The 19267-nt window shown below is 67.1% G+C and carries 19 protein-coding genes and 2 pseudogenes; all 21 read left to right on the forward strand.

Annotated elements, in window-relative coordinates:
* Positions 1 to 11 precede the first annotated feature (11 nt).
* The 21 genes and pseudogenes from CBB62_13210 to CBB62_13310 all read left to right on the forward strand — a co-directional run bounded on the left by CBB62_13210 (position 12) and on the right by CBB62_13310 (position 19257).
* Positions 12 to 596: a hypothetical protein gene (locus CBB62_13210; protein OUT39347.1), complete on the forward strand. Its 585-nt coding sequence runs from the start codon at positions 12 to 14 to the stop codon at positions 594 to 596.
* A 7-nt stretch (positions 597 to 603) separates the two neighbouring features.
* A complete protein-coding gene (locus CBB62_13215; protein OUT39348.1) occupies positions 604 to 2307 on the forward strand; it encodes a helicase in 1704 nt (567 codons plus the stop codon).
* A gap of 207 nt (positions 2308 to 2514) precedes the next feature.
* A complete protein-coding gene (locus CBB62_13220) occupies positions 2515 to 2721 on the forward strand; it encodes a hypothetical protein (GenBank protein ID OUT39814.1) in 207 nt (68 codons plus the stop codon).
* Positions 2721 to 3488 carry a hypothetical protein gene (locus tag CBB62_13225; protein ID OUT39349.1) on the forward strand — a complete coding sequence of 256 codons (768 nt, stop codon included), beginning with the start codon at positions 2721 to 2723 and terminating at the stop codon, positions 3486 to 3488. The genes CBB62_13220 and CBB62_13225 overlap by 1 nt, the downstream gene beginning before the upstream one ends.
* Positions 3440 to 5773, forward strand: coding sequence for a hypothetical protein (locus tag CBB62_13230; GenBank protein OUT39350.1), 2334 nt, complete (start codon positions 3440 to 3442; stop codon positions 5771 to 5773). The genes CBB62_13225 and CBB62_13230 overlap by 49 nt, the downstream gene beginning before the upstream one ends.
* Before the next feature lie 434 nt (positions 5774 to 6207).
* Positions 6208 to 6741, forward strand: a complete 534-nt coding sequence (locus CBB62_13235; protein OUT39351.1) for a hypothetical protein — start codon at positions 6208 to 6210, stop codon at positions 6739 to 6741.
* On the forward strand, positions 6738 to 6935 hold the full coding sequence (locus CBB62_13240; protein OUT39352.1) for a hypothetical protein: 198 nt from the start codon (positions 6738 to 6740) through the stop codon (positions 6933 to 6935). Before CBB62_13235 ends, CBB62_13240 begins: the two co-directional genes overlap by 4 nt.
* On the forward strand, positions 6932 to 7387 hold the full coding sequence (locus CBB62_13245) for a hypothetical protein (GenBank protein OUT39353.1): 456 nt from the start codon (positions 6932 to 6934) through the stop codon (positions 7385 to 7387). The genes CBB62_13240 and CBB62_13245 overlap by 4 nt, the downstream gene beginning before the upstream one ends.
* Before the next feature lie 54 nt (positions 7388 to 7441).
* Positions 7442 to 7717 (forward strand): hypothetical protein, encoded by a 276-nt coding sequence (locus CBB62_13250; protein OUT39354.1) that lies wholly within the window; start codon positions 7442 to 7444, stop codon positions 7715 to 7717.
* Positions 7714 to 8232, forward strand: coding sequence for a GNAT family N-acetyltransferase (locus tag CBB62_13255; protein OUT39355.1), 519 nt, complete (start codon positions 7714 to 7716; stop codon positions 8230 to 8232). Before CBB62_13250 ends, CBB62_13255 begins: the two co-directional genes overlap by 4 nt.
* A 471-nt stretch (positions 8233 to 8703) precedes the next feature.
* On the forward strand, positions 8704 to 10080 hold the full coding sequence (locus CBB62_13260; GenBank protein ID OUT39356.1) for a DNA methylase: 1377 nt from the start codon (positions 8704 to 8706) through the stop codon (positions 10078 to 10080).
* Position 10081: 1 nt separating this feature from the next.
* Positions 10082 to 10339 (forward strand): annotated as a pseudogene (locus tag CBB62_13265) (DNA methyltransferase).
* Positions 10329 to 10922 (forward strand): annotated as a pseudogene (locus tag CBB62_13270) (portal protein). Before CBB62_13265 ends, CBB62_13270 begins: the two co-directional pseudogenes overlap by 11 nt.
* A gap of 4 nt (positions 10923 to 10926) precedes the next feature.
* On the forward strand, positions 10927 to 12966 hold the full coding sequence (locus tag CBB62_13275; protein OUT39357.1) for a peptidase U37: 2040 nt from the start codon (positions 10927 to 10929) through the stop codon (positions 12964 to 12966).
* An 86-nt stretch (positions 12967 to 13052) separates the two neighbouring features.
* Positions 13053 to 13388, forward strand: coding sequence for a hypothetical protein (locus tag CBB62_13280; protein ID OUT39358.1), 336 nt, complete (start codon positions 13053 to 13055; stop codon positions 13386 to 13388).
* Positions 13388 to 13699, forward strand: coding sequence for a hypothetical protein (locus tag CBB62_13285; GenBank protein ID OUT39359.1), 312 nt, complete (start codon positions 13388 to 13390; stop codon positions 13697 to 13699). The genes CBB62_13280 and CBB62_13285 overlap by 1 nt, the downstream gene beginning before the upstream one ends.
* On the forward strand, positions 13696 to 14355 hold the full coding sequence (locus tag CBB62_13290; protein ID OUT39360.1) for a hypothetical protein: 660 nt from the start codon (positions 13696 to 13698) through the stop codon (positions 14353 to 14355). The genes CBB62_13285 and CBB62_13290 overlap by 4 nt, the downstream gene beginning before the upstream one ends.
* Positions 14352 to 14786: a hypothetical protein gene (locus tag CBB62_13295; GenBank protein OUT39361.1), complete on the forward strand. Its 435-nt coding sequence runs from the start codon at positions 14352 to 14354 to the stop codon at positions 14784 to 14786. Before CBB62_13290 ends, CBB62_13295 begins: the two co-directional genes overlap by 4 nt.
* Before the next feature lie 39 nt (positions 14787 to 14825).
* Positions 14826 to 16097, forward strand: coding sequence for a hypothetical protein (locus CBB62_13300; GenBank protein OUT39362.1), 1272 nt, complete (start codon positions 14826 to 14828; stop codon positions 16095 to 16097).
* 10 nt (positions 16098 to 16107) lie between these two features.
* Positions 16108 to 16545, forward strand: coding sequence for a hypothetical protein (locus CBB62_13305; protein ID OUT39363.1), 438 nt, complete (start codon positions 16108 to 16110; stop codon positions 16543 to 16545).
* 222 nt (positions 16546 to 16767) lie between these two features.
* Positions 16768 to 19257 carry a phage tail tape-measure protein gene (locus tag CBB62_13310; GenBank protein ID OUT39364.1) on the forward strand — a complete coding sequence of 830 codons (2490 nt, stop codon included), beginning with the start codon at positions 16768 to 16770 and terminating at the stop codon, positions 19255 to 19257.
* The last annotated feature ends 10 nt before the right edge of the window (positions 19258 to 19267 follow it).

The raw sequence follows: 19267 nt of genomic DNA on the forward strand, positions 1-19267 counted from the left end.
AGACCCCAGCCATGACTGGATCCTGGAACGATTTCAACGACGCCAAGCAGAACAGCAACATCATCCCCAAGGGCACGCTGGCCAAGGTGCGCCTGACGATCCGTCCGGGCGGATTCGACGATCCGGCGCAGGGCTGGACCGGCGGATACGCCACGCGGGGGACCACCGGCTCGGTCTATCTCTCGGGCGAGTTCACGGTTCTCGAAGGGCCCTACGCACGGCGCAAGATCTTCACCCTGATCGGGCTGTACAGCCCCAAGGGGCCGGACTGGGCGAACATGGGCCGCAGCCTGATCCGCGGCATGCTCAACTCCGCGCGCGGCATTTCGGACAAGGACACGTCCGCTCAGGCCCAGGCCGCGCGTCGCATCAGCGGCTTTGCCGATCTCGACGGGCTCGAGTTCGTGGCGCGGATCGACATCGGCACCGACACCAACGGCGAGGAGAAAAACGAGATCCGCGCGGCCGTTACGCCGGATCACAAGGACTATGCCGCTCTCATGGGCGGCGTGCCCGGTGTGGCAGCGCAGCCGCAGGCTCAGCCGTCCCAGCCCTCCATGCCGCAGCCGGGCGCGCGCCCGTCCTGGGCGCAGTGAGGCTGCCATGCTGCTGCGTCCCCGCCAGAAGCAGTTCGTCGAGCGCAGCGTCCGCGCGCTCGACGAACACGGAAACACCCTCGGCGTGGCCCCGACTGGAGCCGGCAAAACGATCATGCTCTCGGGGGTCGTCGGTCGCATGGTCGGCGAAACCCCGAAGAGCACGGGCGCCAAGGCCTGCGTGCTCGCCCACCGCGACGAGTTGACCGCTCAGAACCGCAGCAAGTTCGGCCGGGTGAACCCGAAGATCACGACCTCGGTCGTCGATGCGAAGGAGAAGTCGTGGGCTGGACAGGTCACCTTCGCGATGGTGCCGACGCTGGCGCGCGCGGGCAATCTCGACCAGCTGCCCGCGCTCGACCTCCTGGTGATCGACGAGGCGCATCACGCGGCAGCCGACAGCTATAGGCGCATCATCGACACCGCGCTCCAGCGCAATGCCATGTGCCGGATCTATGGCGTCACCGCGACGCCCAACCGGGGCGACAAGCGCGGTCTGCGCCCGGTGTTCTCCAACGTCGCCGATCAGATCCGGATCGGCGAACTGATCGCCTCCGGCCATCTCGTGCCGCCGCGCACCTTCGTCATCGATGTCGGCGTCCAGGACCAGCTCACCAAGGTGCGCCGCACGGCCGACGATTTCGACATGGCCGAGGTCGACGCGATCATGAACCGGTCGCCGGTCACGGACGCCGTCATCCGCCACTGGCGGGAAAAGGCGGGCGAGCGCCAGACGGTGGTGTTCTGCTCGACCGTGGACCACGCGCGCAACGTGACAGCCGCCTTCAACGCGGCCGGTGTCGCCGCTGGGCTGATCCACGGCGACATGGCCGATACCGACCGCAAGACGACCCTTGACGCCTACGCCGCCGGAGAGCTGCGGGTCGTCGTCAATGTCGCGGTGCTGACCGAGGGCTGGGATCATCCGCCGACGGGCTGCGTCGTGCTGCTGCGGCCGAGCTCCTACAAGTCGACCATGATTCAGATGGTCGGGCGCGGTCTGCGCACGGTCTCGCCCGAGGAACATCCAGGCGTCATCAAGACCGACTGCATCGTGCTCGACTTCGGCACCTCGACCCTGCTGCACGGTTCGCTGGAGCAGGATGTCGACCTGGACGGTCGCGAACGCTCCGGCGAGGCGCCGACCAAGGATTGCCCCGACTGCGGCGCCATCGTGCCGCTCGCCACCACCGAATGCCCGCTGTGTGGGCACCTCTGGGAGCGTCCCGACGGCGGCGAAGCAGCGCCGCTCGGTGACTTCGTGATGTCCGAGATCGACCTCCTGAAGCGGTCGAGTTTCCGCTGGTGCGACCTCTTCGGCGACGATGCCGCGCTCATCGCCAACGGCTTCAACGCGTGGGGCGGCGTCTTCTTCCTGAACGGCCGCTGGTACGGCATCGGCGGTCTGCAGAAGCAGCGCCCTCATCTGCTGGCGATGGGCGAGCGCACTGTCTGTCTGGCGGCGGCGGACGACTGGCTCAACGAGCATGAGAGCGACGAGAGCGCGCACAAGACGCGCCGCTGGTTGAACCAGCCGCCCACCGACCGGCAGCTCGCCTTCCTGCCGCCGGAGTACCGGCAGGACTTCGGGCTCACCCGCTACCAGGCATCGGCGCTGCTGGCCTTCCGCTTCAACCGCGACGCCATCCGCTCCCTCGTCTTCGGGGCGGCCGATGCCGCGCCCGAAGCAGCCATAGGGAGGGCGGCATGAGCCATGGCATCTGTTTCCCCCACCACGGCCGAGGACCGGCGGCGGCTCTGGCATCCGCGTGGAACGCTCTGTGCTGTCTGCCGGCGACCCTCCCGTGGCTTTGGCTGGTTCGACCCGGTGCGGTCGAAGCAACCGCGCCCCTCGGTCTGGTTCTGCTCGATGGCCTGCCAAGGCTTCTGGACGCGCTTGGCGCGGGAGCGCTGGGCCATGGTTGATCTCACCGAACAGGAGAAGGCGGCGATCCGCGCCGCCATGAAGCCGGTCGCCGAGATCATGGAGGAAATCGGCTGGCAGGCGCGCTTCTCCGACCTCACGGAGGCGCAGGTGCTCACGCTCATCGAGGTCGCCGTCGGCGGCTTCCAGGACGCCATGCACGCCATGGCAGCCGACGCCGACGCGGAGGTGCCGTTCTGATGCTCGACTACAACCACCGCCCCACCTGCGCCGAACGCATCAATGCGGTGATCGACAAGGCGATCGCCGCTGAACGCGCGGCGGTTGCGCCCAGGACCTACCTCGGCGGCTCCCGCCTTGGACACGGCTGTGAGCGCGCTCTGCAATTCGAGTTCGCGGGTGCGCCGAAGGATGAGGGCCGGGAGTTCTCTGGCCAGACTCTGCGGATCTTCGAGATCGGACACGCGCTCGAAGATCTTGCCATCCGCTGGCTGCGCGGTGCCGGGTTCGATCTCTATACCCGCAAGGGCAACCGTCCAGATGGCGAGCAATTCGGCTTCTCGGTCGCTGGTGGCCGCATCCGCGGTCATGTCGATGGGATCATCGCCGCCGCACCCCAGCTGCTGGGCATCGGCGTTCCCGCGCTCTGGGAATGCAAGACGATGAACGCCAGGAACTGGCGAAAGACCGTGGCCAAGGGCGTGGTTGTCGCGAAGCCCGTCTACGCGTCCCAGATCGCCCTCTACCAAGCCTATATGGAAGCGCAGGTCCCCGGCATCTCCGACAATCCCGCGCTCTTCACCGCCATCAACAAGGACACCGCCGAACTGCACCACGAACTCGTGCCGTTCGACGCGGGGCTCGCCCAACGCATGAGCGATCGCGCCGTGCGGATCCTTGAAGCGACGGATGCAGGGGATCTGCTGCCGCGCATCGCCACGACCCGGGATTTCCACGAGTGCCGAATGTGCCCGTGGGCGGAACGCTGCTGGGGGCTGCCGGCATGAGCGGGAACAAGGTCGTCTCCCTCGATGCCTGGCGCGACTTCAACGACGCCGCGCCGCAGGCCGATCCGTTCGACATCGAGCCGGATCCAGAGCAGATCGCCGTCTTTCTCGACGTCGTCTTCGGTTACTGCGAGGGCTGGGTGCCCCTGCGCGGGTTCGTGGACAAGGGCCAGGGCATCGACGGCCGACCCCACAACGCCTGGATCGAGATCGACGACAGTTTGCTGGAGAAGGCGGTTTCCTTTGCCGGTTGGGCAGCACGCGAAGGGGCGGCCTTCTATGTGGTGCCAGGAACGGTCGCCGAGACCGGCAAGGCCAAGGCCGCCGATATCCAGCAGATGCAGACGGTCCTGGTCGACCTCGACGCCGGAGACATTGCGGCCAAGCTTGACCACCTCATCCGTCACCTCGGCGAGCCGACACTGCTCGTCGAAAGTGGCGGCCGGACGCCAGACGGTCTCGACAAGCTTCATGTCTGGTGGCGCTTGAGCGAACCGGCCGAGGGCGAGGATATCGCGCTTCTCTGTCGGCTGCGCGGCGACATCGCGGTCAAGGTCGGCGGCGACACGCACTTCCGATCGGCCCACCAGCCGATCCGCCTGGCTGGTTCGGTCTATCACAAGGGCGGGTTCAAGCGGCTGGTCAACATCCGCCGCCATAGCCCGCGGGTCGAGGTCCATCTGCGCGACTTCGCGGAAGCAGTCGCCGACATGCCGCCGCTTGCCGGCGTGGGATCAGAGCCAGGACCATCGAGCGACAAACCCTCGATCACGGAGATCCTGACCACCCCGGTCCGTGAAGGCGGCGAAGACGACTGGACGCGCTTCCAGGGGGCGAGCGCCGCGATCGGCCACTACGTCCGCATGGCGCATGAGGGCCGCATGAGCCGCGACGACGCGTGGGAGGCGATCTGCCAGTACAACGCCGCCCAGCTCCGTCCCAGCTGGCCGCTCGAACGTCTCGCCTCCGAAGCACAGTGCCTCTGGCGGCTGCACGAAGAGCGCCATGGGCCGGCCCTCGAACGGATCGCCGTGCCGCCGATGTCCGCGCTGCCGGTTTTCACGCTCGGCGCACTGCTCGACGACGTGAGCCCGATGCCCGACGACATCATCGCGCCGCGTTTGCTGACGCCCGGCGGGATGCTGGTGCTCGGCGGCGCGCCCAAGGTCGGCAAGAGCGACTTCCTGATCAGTCTGCTCGTCCACATGGCGGCGGGGGTGCCCTTCCTCGGCTTTGCGCCGAGCCGGCCCTTGCGGATCTTCTATTTGCAAGCGGAGATCCAGTACCATTACCTCCGGGAGCGCCTCCAGGCCATCCGGATCGAGCCGGCGCTCCTGGCCGCGGCGCGCGACAATCTCGTCGCCACGCCGAAGGTCCGCATGCTGCTCGACGCCGGCGGCGTGGGCCTGACCATCGCCGCGGTCCGCGCCCACTACGGCCATGGCGCGCCCGACATCCTCTGCATCGACCCGATCCGCAATCTCTTCGATGGCGGCCCGGACGGCGGCGGGGAGAACGACAACACCGCAATGCTCTTCTTCCTGCAGGAGCGGGTCGAAGCGCTGCGGGACGCCGTAGCCCCGGATGCCGGCCTGATCCTCTGCCACCACACCCGCAAGATCACCAAGAAGCAGCTCGTCGAGGACCCGTTCATGGCGCTCTCGGGCGCAGGCAGCCTCCGCAGCTTCTACACCTCCGGCGTTATCATGCACCGGCCCGACGAGGACCGACCGGAGCGGATGCTGCATTTCGAACTGCGCAATGGCCCCGGCATCGAGCCGATGATCGTCGACAAGGCGGACGGACGCTGGATCGCGATCGACCGCTCGGAGACAAGGCTGGTGCGTCGCGAGTTCGGCGAGAAGCTCGACGCCGAGCGCGCACGCAAACACGACGTGATCCTTCAACTGCTCTTCGATGAGGCCGAGGCCGGCCGGCTCTACACCGCGCTGCAGTTCGCCGAGAGCTTCGAGAACCAGGCCGGGCTCGGCGGCAAGGACACGATCCGCGAACGGATCAGCGTGCTGGCCACGAAGGGGTTCATCAAGTTCGTGCGCGATGGCGCGCCGTTCGGTCTACCCACCTCGCGTTCGAAGTTCGGCTATCTCTGCGTCGAGGGCATGACGTTCCCGACCGGAGAAGAGACGGCAGACCCCGACACCGGCGAGGTCGTGCCCGTCCGGATCCCGGTCCTTCCCAGCACCTACAAATGCCCGCAGAGCGGCGCGGCGCTGCCGGTCGAGAACCCCCTGGTCTGGGTCTATCAGACGGAGGAGACCTCGTGATGCGCCAGTTCATCCCGATTACGCGGACTTACGCAGAATCAAGTTGTGGCAAGTTGCGGCGAGCTGGGCGGCCAGCTTCCCAACTACTTTCGTTGCTTTTCGCGCCGCCGCGCTCCGCCCAGCCGTCCCGCGCAGATTCAAGTTGGGAAAGCTCGTCCCAACTACCTTGGCTCCAGCGCGCTCCGCTGCGCGGCCTTTCGCAGATTCAAGTTGGGAACGCGACCCACGCAATGGGCCGCCCCAACTTCGATTTCTCCAACAAATTCAACTTGTTGATGCGCTCTCGAAGTTGTGGGGGTGAAAGCCACCCCCTTCGGGGGTGGAGGAGAACCGCGCTGAGCGGGTTCTCCCACTCCCACCCCCAGGGGCTTTGCGCGCGCGGTCGCCGTGCCGTCCATCCCCTCACCGACATCAGACGAGAAGGACCCACCACCATGAGCCAGTGCCCGTCACCCCTCCCCAAGAGCGCGCCCCATCCGGCTCCGGTCATCTCGACATCCGCGGGCAGCGCCATTCTCGCCCTGGATCTCGGCACCACCACGGGCTGGGCGAGCCTGGCGGGCGGGATCGTGCACAGCGGAACCGCCAGCTTCCGCTCAGGCCGCTACGACGGCGGCGGCATGCGCTACCTGCGCTTCCAGCACTGGCTCGAACAACTGGCCGACGACAGCGGTGGGTTGGCCGCGATCTATTTCGAGGAGGTCCGGCGCCATATCGGCACTGACGCCGCCCACCTCTACGGCGGTTTCCTGGCGACGTTGACCGCTTGGTGCGAGCGTGAGGGCGTCGCCTATCAGGGCGTTCCTGTCGGCACCATCAAACGCTTCGCTACGGGCAAGGGCAACGCCGGCAAGGAAGCTGTCGTCGCTGCCATTCGCCAGCGCGGGTTCCAACCCTCCGACGACAACGAGGCCGACGCGATCGCGATCCTGCTCTGGGCGATGGAGACCCGGGGAGGTGTGCTGTGAGGTGGACGCCACGCGGATGTGGCGGCCAGGGCCGCACCCCCGATCAAGTCAAGCGCGATGGCTGGCGCGAGCAGCGTGTCCTCGCGGTCTCTCTCGATGACGACCGGCTGACCTGGCCCGAGCGTGAGCTCGTTCGGCAACTCGGCGAGAAGCTCTATGGCGACCGCGATCAGGCGAAGGAGGCGCGTCGATGACCCAGTGGACACCGAGCCTCGTCGAGGAACGTCTCGCGGAAGCGGCCTTCGTGCTCAAGCGCCTACCCGAACCCCGGCGGCAGGGATATTTCAGCGTCTGGCCGGAGGTCATCCATAGCTTCGCCGACAAGGTCGGACAGGAGCCAAAGCCGATGCGCGTCATCCCGTCACCCGCCGCGATCAGCCGGATGGAGGAGACGCTCAGCTGGACGGTGGGGCTCGATCCGATCGACGGCAAGATCGTCTGGCTGCGCGCCTACGGCGAGCGATGGAAAACCATCTGCTGGACCGTCGGATTGCAGCGGTCGGCGGCGCACGAGCACTGGCTCTACGCGCTCTGCGTGATCGCATGGCGGCTGAACCGCCGTAGAGTTCCCCGGCTCCGCTCGCGCCGCTACGTGATTGAAATGGTCAAGGGGGCTTGCGAAAACCCGACCGGCCATCCCAATTAACTTCTTGTCCGTACATTGTCCGTATGATACAGAAATTGGGACAGGAGATCAGCCATGCCCGCAGCGGAAGCCAAGTCCGAACGTATCGAGGTGCGCACCACGCCGGCCATGAAGGCGCTGCTGCAGCGTGCGGCGACGTTTTCGCACAAGAACGTGACGGAATTCCTGCTCGAGGCGGGCATCAATGCCGCCGAGGAAGCGCTGATCGATCGGCGCATGTTCCGGCTGGATGACGCCCAGTGGCAAGCCTTCCAGGATGTTTTCGACCGCCCCGTCCAGAGCAAGCCGCGCCTCGCCAGACTGCTCGCCGAAAAGAGCGTGCTTGAGTGACAGTGGAGAACCAAGCGTTCTCTGCCGTCCAAAAGCTCGATGCCTCCCACGACGTCGACGCGTTTGATTGCGGCAAGGAACCTCTCGACCGCTTCCTGCAACGCCACGCTCTGGTCAACCAGAAAGCGGGCAGCGTTCAGACCTATGTCGTGTGCCGCGGGGAGCAGCGTGTCGCGGGCTATTACAGCCTCGCGGTCGGCGCCGTCGAACATGCCGACGCTCCCGGTCGTGTCGGCAAAGGGCTTGCCCGTCATCCGATCCCGGTAATGCTCCTCGCGCGTCTTGCCATCGACCGAGCCGAGCAGGGAAAGGGGCTGGGCAAAGCGTTGCTCAAGGATGCACTGCTGCGCACGGCTCAAGCTGCCGACATTGCAGGTATCCGAGCGCTTCTCGTTCATGCCAAGGATGATGAAGCGCGCGCCTGGTACGAGCAGTTCGACTTCGAACCGAGCCCGACCGACCCCTATCATCTCTTCCTGCTGATGAAAGATTTGCGGGCGCTCCTCGGGGAGTGATCGCAAGCTCGCGAAGCGAAGCGGAAAGTGTCCGCCGGACACTTTTCGAAGAGACGAAAACCCCGGTTCTTGGGTAAATTCTGGCTATCCTCGGGAGAGGCGCGCGCGTCGCGATCACGAGCGCACGGATCCTTTCGCTGGAACCGATCCAAGTAAAGGATCCGCGCTGATCCTTTCGTTATGGATCGATGACCGTTCACGTCAACATCGCCTGAGCATACGAGTTCGCGGGTCCTTCCTGGCGGAAATCGTATGCTGGCGGGCGAGGCGCGATGGATCGCCAGCGACAGGGCCGGATTTTTGGGAAGCCACCCGGTATCCGGATCCACGCCAATCCCGAGAAACCACCAACGAACACGCGCCTGATGGCCGGACGCCCGTCGCGCCCGCTGGACTCCGCACGGAGTCCAGCGCGGTCTCCGGAGTCCAGGACCACAGGTGTCCACTTCGATCCACGGACCCATCCGACCCATGACGCTGAGCTTCGCCCCCGAGCGGATCGAGACCTGGCCGCTTGCGCGCCTCCAGCCCTACGCCAAGAACGCGAAGGTGCACGGCGCGGACCAGGTCGCCAAGATTGCCGCCAGCATGGCCGAGTTCGGCTGGACCGTGCCCTGCCTCGTGGCCGAGGACGGGGAGCTGATCGCAGGCCATGGGCGCGTGCTTGCCGCGACGCAGCTGGGGCTGACGGAGGCACCGGTGATCGTGCTCGGTCATCTGACCGAGGCGCAGCGCCGGGCCTACCGCATCGCGGACAACAAGCTGACGGAACTCGGAAGCTGGGACGAGGCGTTGCTGTCCGCCGAGCTGCAGGGACTGCTGGCCGAGGACTTCGATCTGTCGCTGGTCGGATTCTCCGACGGCGAACTCGACAAGCTCCTCGCGCTCGATCCGGACGCGGACGATGAAGACGGCGGGGTTGGCGGCTCGGTGCCGCCCGTGACCATCCCCGAGCCGCCGCGCAATCCGGCCTCGCGCACGGGCGATCTATGGATCCTCGGCGATCACCGGCTGCTCTGCGGCGACAGTACGAACCATCAGGATGTACGCCGTCTGATGAACGGCGAGCGTGCGGTCCTGTTCGCCACCGACCCGCCGTATCTCGTGGACTACGACGGCTCGAACCACCCGACGCGGAACAAGGATTGGAGCCAATCCTACGGCGTCACCTGGGACGACAGTTCGCAGGGCGCGGAGCTTTACGACGGCTTCATAGCCGCCGCAGTGGCCGAGGCGATCACCGAGGACGCCGCCTGGTATTGCTGGCACGCCTCTCGCCGCCAAGCGATGCTGGAGGCTTGCTGGGAGAAGGCCGGCGCCTTCGTCCATCAGCAGATCATCTGGGTGAAGGACCGCGGCGTCCTGACCCGGTCCCATTACCTTTGGAAGCACGAGCCCTGCTTCATGGGCTGGCGGCGCCCGAACCGTCCGCCGAAGGTCGCCGAGGAGACGCTGCCCTCGACGTGGGAAATGCCGTCCTTCGCCAAGGATGAGCGCCCCGACCACCCGACGCCGAAACCGCTCGACGCCTTCGGGATACCGATGCGCCAGCATGTGGCTCGCGGCGGGCTCTGCTACGAGCCATTCTCTGGCTCCGGCTCGCAGATCATGGCGGGCGAGGCCAACGGCCGGCGTGTCTTCGCAATGGAGATCAGCCCGGCCTATGTCGATGTCGCCGTGGAGCGCTGGCAGGCGGACACGGGCCGCGAGGCGGTCCTCGACGGCGACGGCCGGACCTTCGTGCAGGTGAAGGCCGAACGGTTGGGCGGCGACGAAACCGCATCCACGGAAACGACCGACAGCAAACCCGTGTCCGTACCCGCGCGAAAGCGCAAGACCGCCGCGTGACATGCATGACTTGGCTTTACCTTCCTCCGGACGCGCTTCCGGAGCCGGAGACGCATGCCTGTTCGGCCTCTCGCTCTGCTCCGGCGCGGGCGGGCTCGACCTCGGGCTCGTCCTCGCCATCCCCGGATATCGTGCTGTGGGCCATGTCGAACGGGAAACCTACGCCGCAGCCACTCTCGTGGCGCGGATGGAAGACGCGTCCCTGGATCAGGCTGTTGTCTGGGACGATGTTGCCACCTTCGATGGCCGCCCGCGGCGGCAAGGACATCCGCTTCAACCAGCCCTCGGCCACCGGCGGCTACGGCGAGTATAAGCGCGCGAGCCTGCATACCATTTCGGCCGGGTTCCGGGTGCCCTACGAGCTACTCACCGGCGATCTCAGCCAGGTGAACTACTCCTCTATCCGGGCGGGGCTCGTCGAGTTCCGCCGGATGATCGACGCTGTCCAGTGGCAGCTCTTCATTCCGATGCTCTGCACCCCGGTCTGGCGCTGGTTCACCGAGGCCGCATGGGCCGCGGGACAGATCCCGACGCCGGACGTCCCGGTCGAATGGTCGCCGCCCAAGTTCGAGGCGGTCGATCCACAGAAGGATGCGATGGCGAACCTTCTGGCGATCCGCTCGGGAACGATGACACTGGCCGAGGTGATCGCCCGGCAGGGCCGCAATCCTGACGCGGTGCTGGCTGAGATCGCCGCGACCAACGCCAAGCTCGACGCTCTCGGGCTTGTGCTCGACAGCGACCCCCGCCGCGTGACCAAGACGGGCAGCGCGCAATCGAGCGACCCGGCAACCGATCCGGAACCCGACACGGGGCAGCCGGACACCGCCCAACAGGACTGACTTCATGGACACGATGATCGAACTGCCGGCGCTTCGCCGGTCGGCGGAGCTTGCGCCGAACACCGTCGATGCCGACGCACGCACAGTCGAGGTGATCTGGTCGGCGGGCGCGCGCGTCCGGCGGGCGAGCTTCTTCGGCGAGCCCTATGACGAGGAACTCAGCCTCGACCCTGCCCATGTGCGCCTCGATCGGCTGAACGCGGGCGCGCCGTTCCTGAAGGTGCATGAGATCGACACGCTCGACGCCGTCATCGGCTCGGTGGTGCCCGGCTCGGCGCGGATCGAGAACGGCCGCGGCATCGCGCAGGTCCGCATTAGCGAGCGCGCCGATGTCGAGCCGATCTGGCGCGACATCCAGGCTGGGCACATCCGCGCGGTCTCCATCGGCTACCAGGTCCATCGCTTCGACATCTCCAAGCCCGACGGCGGCCGAGAACTATGGCGGGCGGTGGACTGGACCCCCTTCGAGATTTCAGCGGTCCCGGTCGGGGCTGACCCCGCTGCGGGCTTCCGCAGCCAGAGCCCTTTTGAAACCTGCGTCCTTCGCCGCCGGGACGCGCCCTCCAACCCGCAAGGAGCATCCCCGATGACGGAGAAGACCCAGACCCCGGCCCAGACTGACGAGGTCGTGGACGACCAGACGAGCGAAACGGCAACGACCGAGGAGACCACCATGACCGACACGCCCCCGAGCGCGGCCGACACGCAGACCCGCGCGCGTCCGAAGACCGCCAAGCCCGATACCCCGGATCCCGATGTCGCAGCGAACCGCGCCCGCGAAGCCGAACGAGAGCGTGTCTCGACCATCTACGATCTGGCCGGTCGGCTGAACCTCGAGCGCGGCTTCGCCGAGGATCTGGTCAAGCGCGGCACTGGTCTCGACGAAGCGCGTCGCCTGATCCTCGATCAGGTCGCTTTGAGGTCGGACGAGACCCGGACCTTCGGCCAAGTCTCCGTCCCGCTCGGCGGCCGGGATGAGCGCATCACCCGCCGCGATGCCGTGGCCAATGCGCTGCTGCACCGGTACAGCCCCACGCTGTTCCCGCTTGAGGACGCTGCGCGTCAGTATCGCGGTATGACGCTGCTGGAACTCGCCCGCGAAAGCCTCGGCAATGCCGGGGTGAATACGCGGGGGCTCTCGCGTGACGAGGTGGCGACGCGCGCGCTGCATTCGACCTCGGACTTCCCCGAAATCCTCGCGGCCGTCACCAACAAGACCCTGCGCCAGGCCTACGATGCCTATCCGCGGACCTTCGCGCTCTTCTGCCGTCAGGTGCTGGCGACCGACTTCAAGGCGATGCACCGCGTGCAGCTCGGCGAGGCGCCGCAGCTGCTGGAGGTGGGCGAGAGCGGCGAATTCAAGCGCGGAACGCTCGGCGAGAGCAAGGAAAGCTACCGCGTGAAGACCTACGGCCGGGTCGTCGCCATCACCCGGCAGGTGCTGATCAACGACGATCTGGACGCCTTCACCCGGATCCCGGCGATGTACGGCAACTCGATCGCCCAGCTCGAAAGTGACGTGGTCTGGGGCATCATCACCTCGAACCCGGCCATGGCCGATGGCAATGCGCTGTTCCACACCACCCATAAGAACCTAGCGGGCACCGGCGCGGCGCTCGACGTCACCAGCGTGGGTGCAGCCCGCGCCGCCATGGCCAAGCAGACGGGTCTCGACAAGAAGACGGTGCTCAACATCCGCCCCGCCTTCCTGATCGTGCCGGCATCTCTGGAACTGAAGGCCGAGCAGCTGGTCGCGCAGAACCTTGTGCCAGCGTCGAGCGGCAACGTGGTGCCGCAGTCGATCCGGACGCTTGCACCGATCAGTGAACCCCGGCTCGATGCCGCCAGCGAGACAGCCTGGTATCTGGCGGCCAGCCCGAACCAGATCGACACGATCGAGTACGCCTATCTCGAAGGCCAGCAAGGCGCCTACATCGAGACACGCAATGGCTTCGACGTCGACGGGGTCGAAATCAAATGCCGCCTCGACTTCGGCGCCAAGGCCATTGACTGGCGCGGCCTCTATAAGAACCCGGGCGCCTGATCCGGCCAACTCCCCAGACAACTGAACCCTGACGAGATGGGCGGTCCTGACGGGCCGCCCTTCGTCTTTCCAAGAGGATCAAGGCCATGAAGAACTACGTTCAGCCCGGCAACACCATCACCCTGACCGCGCCCTATGCCGTCGTCTCCGGCGACGGCCTGCTCGTCGGCTCCATCTTCGGCGTCGCAGCCGGCAGCGCTGCCCTCGGCGAGACCGTCGAAGCCGCGCTCGTCGGTGTCTTCGACCTGAAGAAGGTCGCCTCGCAGGCGTGGACCGCGGGCGACAAGGTCTACTGGGACAACACCAACAAGGAAGCGACGAAGACCGCCACCGCCAATACGCTGATCGGTGTTGCGACCGAAGCCGTCGCCGGTGGCGCCGGTGACGTCATCGGGCGGGTTCGCCTGAATGGCAGCTTCTGATGTCGGCCATCGCCGCTGCGTTCCAGTCGCTGTTTGCCGACCCGAACATGGCGCGGGACGCGACCTACACGCCAAAGGGCGGCAGCGCCGTCTCCGTCCGGGTCGTCTTGCGCCGGCCCGACCGGGTCTTCGAGTTCGGCGAGACCCGGCTTCATGCCGCCACGACGCTGCTCGACATTCGCGTCGCCAATGCGCCCAGTCTCGCCGAAGGCGACGGGTTCCTGTTCGACGGTGTCTCCTATGTCGTCCAGGGGGAACCGCGCCGGGACGCGGAGCGACTGATCTGGACGGTGGAGCTGCGCGAGGCATGAGGTTCTCCGTCAGCACGATCGGCGACCTCGGCAAGCTGATGAGCGACGAGATCAAGGCCGCCGAGAAGGCCGTCACGGCCGGGATCTCACAGGCCACCGAAGGCCTGAAGACTGATCTTCGGACGCAGGTCACCTCGGCGGGGTTGGGTCCGAGACTGGCGCGCACCTGGCGCGGACAAGTCTACCCCAAGGGCGAAGACAGCATCCGGGCGGCGGGACTCGTCTGGTCCAAGGCGCCGGGCATCATCCGCATCTACGAGGACGGCGCGACCATTCGCTCGAAAAGCGGCTTCTTCCTCGCGATTCCGACGGCGGCCGCTGGCCGGTACGGGGATGGCGGCCGGAAGATCACGCCGGGTGGATGGGAGCGGCGGACCGGGCAACGGCTGCGCTTCGTCTACCGACGACGCGGCCCCTCTCTCCTCGTGGCCGACGGGATGCGTGCCCGGACAGGCAAGCGAGGTGGCTTCTCGCGCGCGAGCGCTTCCGCACACCGGACGGGCCGAGGACTGGTGACCGTGCCGATGTTCATCCTGGTTCCGCAGGTCACCCTCGCCAAGCGCCTCGAGGTGGCCGGCGCCGCCGAGCGCTGGGTGAGCCGGCTACCCAGCCTGGTCGTGCGCAACTGGATTTCTGATGAGGACGGGAGCCGCTGATGTCTCGACGTGAACAGATCCTCGCCGCGCTTTCGGTTGTTCTCGCGGGGCAGTTGGCGGCGCCGGTGCGGCGCAACGAGGTGCTGCCCGAGAAGGTGCCCGCTGTCGGTCTCGTCATCCTGCGCGATGGCGAACCCGGCGAACCCGACATCACCCTCAATCCCCGCACCGAGTTCTACGCGCACCGGGTCGAGCTCGAAGTCTATGTGCCGCGAGATCCAAGCGGCGGCGGCGAAGCGGCGCTCGATCAGCTGCTTGGTGCGATCGGGGCCGCCCTGCGTGTCGATGAGACGCTCGGCGGCCTCGCCGAGAACCTGACGCCGTCAGCCCCGGAAACGGGTGCGCTCGCTCTCGAAGGAGCGCCGCCGATGCTGACCGCCCGGATCATCGTCACGATCGAATACCTGGTGAGCGATCCGCTCACCGCCTGACCCAACCACGACCCAATCACGACAAGACGGGAGTCAACCATGCCCAAGGCGCGCGCATATGGCGCGGACGCCACCCTCAAGGCGTGCCGGGAGGCAAGCTACGGGGTCGCGCCGCTCACCGGTTATCAGAGCCTCGATTTCAAATCGACCGATCTGTCTTCGGCCCAGCCGCTCGGGGACGACCCGCTGCTGGGACGCGGGCGCAACGCGCAGGATCCCTATCGCGGTCTCATCACCGACGAGGGCCAGCTCGACATCCCGCTCGACCTGCGTGGAACGGGCTTCTGGCTGACGGGCCTGTTCGGAGACCCGGTGACCACGCCCACGAACGCCAGCGGCTCGATCGTCTTCGCCGTCAATCCCACGGCGGGCGACACGATCACCTTGAACGGTACGGTCTGGACGTTCGTCTCCGGAACGGCGGGAACAGCGGAGACGCAGATCCAGGGAACGGCCACACAGACCGTCGATCAGCTGGTCAGCGACCTCAACGCATCGGCCGACCCCGAAATCGCCAACTGCACCTATTCGCGGCCGACGAGCACGCAGACGCTCGTGATCGTGTTCGACGCGTCAGGCCCGACCGGCAACAGCTTCACCCTTGCTGCATCCGCTGGCGCCGTCTCGGGTCCCACGCTGACCGGCGGTGGCTACGCCCATGTCTGGGAGAGCGGCGCCGACGACATCCCGAGCTACACGATCGAGGTCGGCCATCCGAAGCTCACGACGCCGGTGTTCTTCCGTCACCTCGGCACGGTGATGGAGAGCCTGAACTTCGAGATGGGCCAGGAGGGACCGGCAAATGCCCGTCTCCAGCTCGTGGCCCAAGGCGAGGAACGCTTCTCGGCGACGGTCGACGCCAATCCGACGGCCTACGCGCTCCGGCGCTTCAGCCAAGGGCGCGGCTTCATCCGACGCGGCGGTGCGGCGCTCGCAGGCGTTACGGGCGGCAGTCTGACTTTCTCCAACAATCTCGAACGCGTCCGGGTCATCCGCGAGGACGGCAAGATCGAGGCGGCCGATCCGACTTTTGCCTCGGCGGAGGGATCGATGTCGGTACGCTTCGATGGCGCGACGCTCGTGGCTGAGGCCGCCAATGGCGATCCCGTGGGACTCGAATACGGGTTCACCTTTCCGGAAGGCTACGCGCTCCGCTTCGAGCTGCCGCGCGTCTTTCTGCCCAAACCCAAATATGCCGTCTCCGGCCCCGGCGGGGTCGAGGCGAGCTTCGACTGGCGCGCCGCCTACGATGACAGCGAAGGCACGATGCTGCGCGCCCACCTCCTGAACGATGTCACAAGCTACACCTGAGGCCATTCCCATGATCCGCCTGAACCTGTCGCGCGAGCCGATCTGGCTCGACCTCGGACATGACGTGCGCGTGCGCGTCGCTCCCCTGACCACCTCGCTCATGGCCGCCGCCCGCAGTGATCCGGCGGTAGCTGCCTTGCCCGAAGGCGCGTCGAACGAGACCATCGCGGTCACCATGGCCAAGGCCCTGGCACGGTTGGTCGTGCTGGAATGGAAAGGGGTGGGCGACGCTGAAGGCAATCCGGTGCCCGTTACACCGGAAGGCATCGACGCGTTGCTGGACATCCTGCCGATCTTCGAGGCCTTCCAACTCCGCTACGTGTCGAAGGGCCTGCTGCTGGAAGCGGAAAAAAACGGCTCTGCGCCCTCGCCGAATGGCATTTCAGCGGGGGCGACCAGTATTGCCGATCCTGTCGCGGCACCTGCAGCGAATGCCCCGCCGTCCTGAATCGTCCGCAGACGATCGAAGGCTGGCAGGTCTGGGATCTTGCCAAACGGCTCACGGGGCAACTGCGCGCCGTCCCCGGTGCGGTCCTCGGCCTCGACATGACGGCCGCGCTCGCCTGCGCGCATGCGCTTGGAGTGGACACCCTCGTCTGCGCGGAACTGCTGCCCGAGGTGGAGGGCATGATGGTGCGCGGACTGAACGCGCAAATCAGGACTGATCAAGATGGCTGAGAAACGCGTCTCCGTTCGCCTTGCCGTGGTCGGAGGGCGCGAGGTCCGTGCCGAGCTGCAGGGCATCGGCGACGCAGGGGAGCAAGGCTTCCGTCGGCTATCGCGGGAGATGGACGCTGCGAACAGCCGTGTCGCGGCCTTTTATCGGCGCGTGCAGATCGCAGCCGCCGCTGCGGCGACCGCCTTCGCCGCGGGCGCTGCGGTCATGATCCGCTCCGGTCTTCAGGTCGTCGACGCACAGGCCAAGCTCGCCCAATCGCTCGGGACGACCGTCGAGAGCATTCAGGTTCTCGAACGAGCCGGCGAATTGGCCGGCGTGTCGATGTCCGGCATCGAGCAGGCGACCAAGGACCTCACCCGCCGCCTCAGCCAGGCGGCCGCCGGGACCGGTCCTGCCGTCGCGGCGCTCGAACGGCTCGGGCTCTCGGCCTCGGCCTTGCTGGCCCTGCCGCTGGATGAGCGTGTCGGTCGTATCAATCAGGCGATTGAAGACTTCGTGCCCGCGGCTGAGCGTGCAGCGGTCGCCGGGCAGCTGTTCGGGGAGGAAGGCAGCATCGCCATCTCCCGGATCGACACGACGACGCTTCGGCAGGCGACACAGGACGTTCGCGACTTCGGCGTGGTCGTCTCCGAGCAGGACGCCGATCAGATCGAGCGGACGAACGATGCGATCTCCCGCCTCGGTCTGATCTGGCGCGGGCTGTCGAACCAGCTTGCCGTTGCCGCCGCCCCGGCGCTCGAAGCCGTGGCCGACGCGCTGGCGGCAATCTCGCGCTCGACCGGCCCGCTCGGGCAGGCGATCCGGCGTCTGTTCGACAACATCGGCCGCCTCGCCTCGATCGCTGCTGCTTTCGCCGCCTTCATCGCCGGGCGCTGGGTCGCCGGCATGGTTGTGGCCGCCGCCTCGGTTCGCGGTCTTGCCACCGCGCTGGTCTTCCTGCGCGGCGCATTGATCCGAACCGGCATCGGCGCGCTCATCGTGGCTGCTGGGGAGCTGATCTACCAGTTCGGTCGCCTAGTGCAGGCGACCGGTGGCTTCGGCGCGGCGCTCGGCCTGCTGGGTGACGTGGCAGCCGAGGTCTGGGACAGGATCGGTCTGCTGGCTGGCGTCCTGAAAGCGCGCGTCAGTGCTGCCTGGAGCGGCATTCAGGCAAGCATCGCCGACGCGCTGCAGGCGTCGCTCGAGGCCGTCGTCGCCTTCGGCAATCGCACCATTGGGACGTTTCAGGGTGCTTTCGAAGCGATGGTCGTCATCTGGAGCAACCTGCCCCGGGCCATCGGCGATCTGACGATCCAGGCGGCGAACGCCTTGATCGCCGGGCTGGAGTCGATGCTGAACGGCGCGGTCGACGGCATCAACGGCCTCCTGGAGGGCGTCAATGCCGGTCTGTCGGCTATCGGCATCGAGCGGGCGATCGAGTTGGTGCCGGACGTCGATCTCGGCCGGATCGAGAACGAGTTTGCCGGCGCCGCGAGCCTGGCTGGCAACGCCGCGCGTGATGCCTTCGCCGCCGCGTTCGAAACGGACACCTTCGCGGCACCGGATTTCGGTCTGTCGGCCTTCGCCGGGGATGCGCGCGCCGCCGCTGACAGTGCGCGAGAAACGGCAGCGGCGCTGGGAGAGCTGGCGGGTGCGCCCCTCGCGTCCATCGCGGCGCTCCGGGAGGCCATGGCGGGCGCGAATACTGAAATCGACAATGCGGCCGGGGCGACGGAGCGCCTCGATGACGCCTTCGCAGCCATCGGCGGCGCCGGAGGCGATGCCGCAGGAGACGGCGAAGGCTCGGCCGGTTCCGCCGCACGAGCCGCGGAGGCAAGCCGCGCCGCCGGGGAAGCAGCGGCTTCGTCGGCCACACAGGCAGCAACCGGCTGGGCGGCGGTTCGCGAGGAGCTATCCCGCTATGCCAGCGAGGCGATGGACTGGGGCAAAGGTCTCGGCAGCGCTCTCACCAGCGCCTTTCGCAGCGCCGAGGACGCCATCGCCAACTTCGTGACCGGCGGCAAGATCGACTTCAAGGCGCTCGCTGACAGCATCCTCGCCGACATCACCCGCATCGCGGTTCGTTCCGCGATCCTCGGGCCTCTAGCCAATGCACTTGGCGGAGGCAGCGGCGGACTGCTCGGCGGCTTCTTCGGCGGCGGAGGCGGGCTGTTTGCCGGCATCTTCCATCAAGGCGGCGTCGCCGGGGGTCCCGCCCAGCAGCGGCTCGTCCCGGCACTCGCCTTTGCGGGCGCGCCGCGCTTCCACGACGGCGGCGTCGCGGGGCTTCGTGCCGACGAGGTGCCCGCGATCCTGCAGCGCGGCGAGATGGTGTTGTCACGGGCTCAGCTCGCCGCCATCGGCGCCGCACGCGAAACCCGTCCACCGGTCAACGTGGTGATGAACATCTCCACCCCTGACGCTGGCAGCTTTCGCTACGCCCAAGGGCAGATCGCCGCCGACGCCGCCCGCGCCATGGAGCGGGCCCGACGTAATCTCTGAACTGGGCAAT

This window comes from Micavibrio sp. TMED2, from assembly GCA_002168225.1.
In the GTDB taxonomy this organism is placed as follows: Bacteria; Pseudomonadota; Alphaproteobacteria; order TMED2; family TMED2; genus TMED2.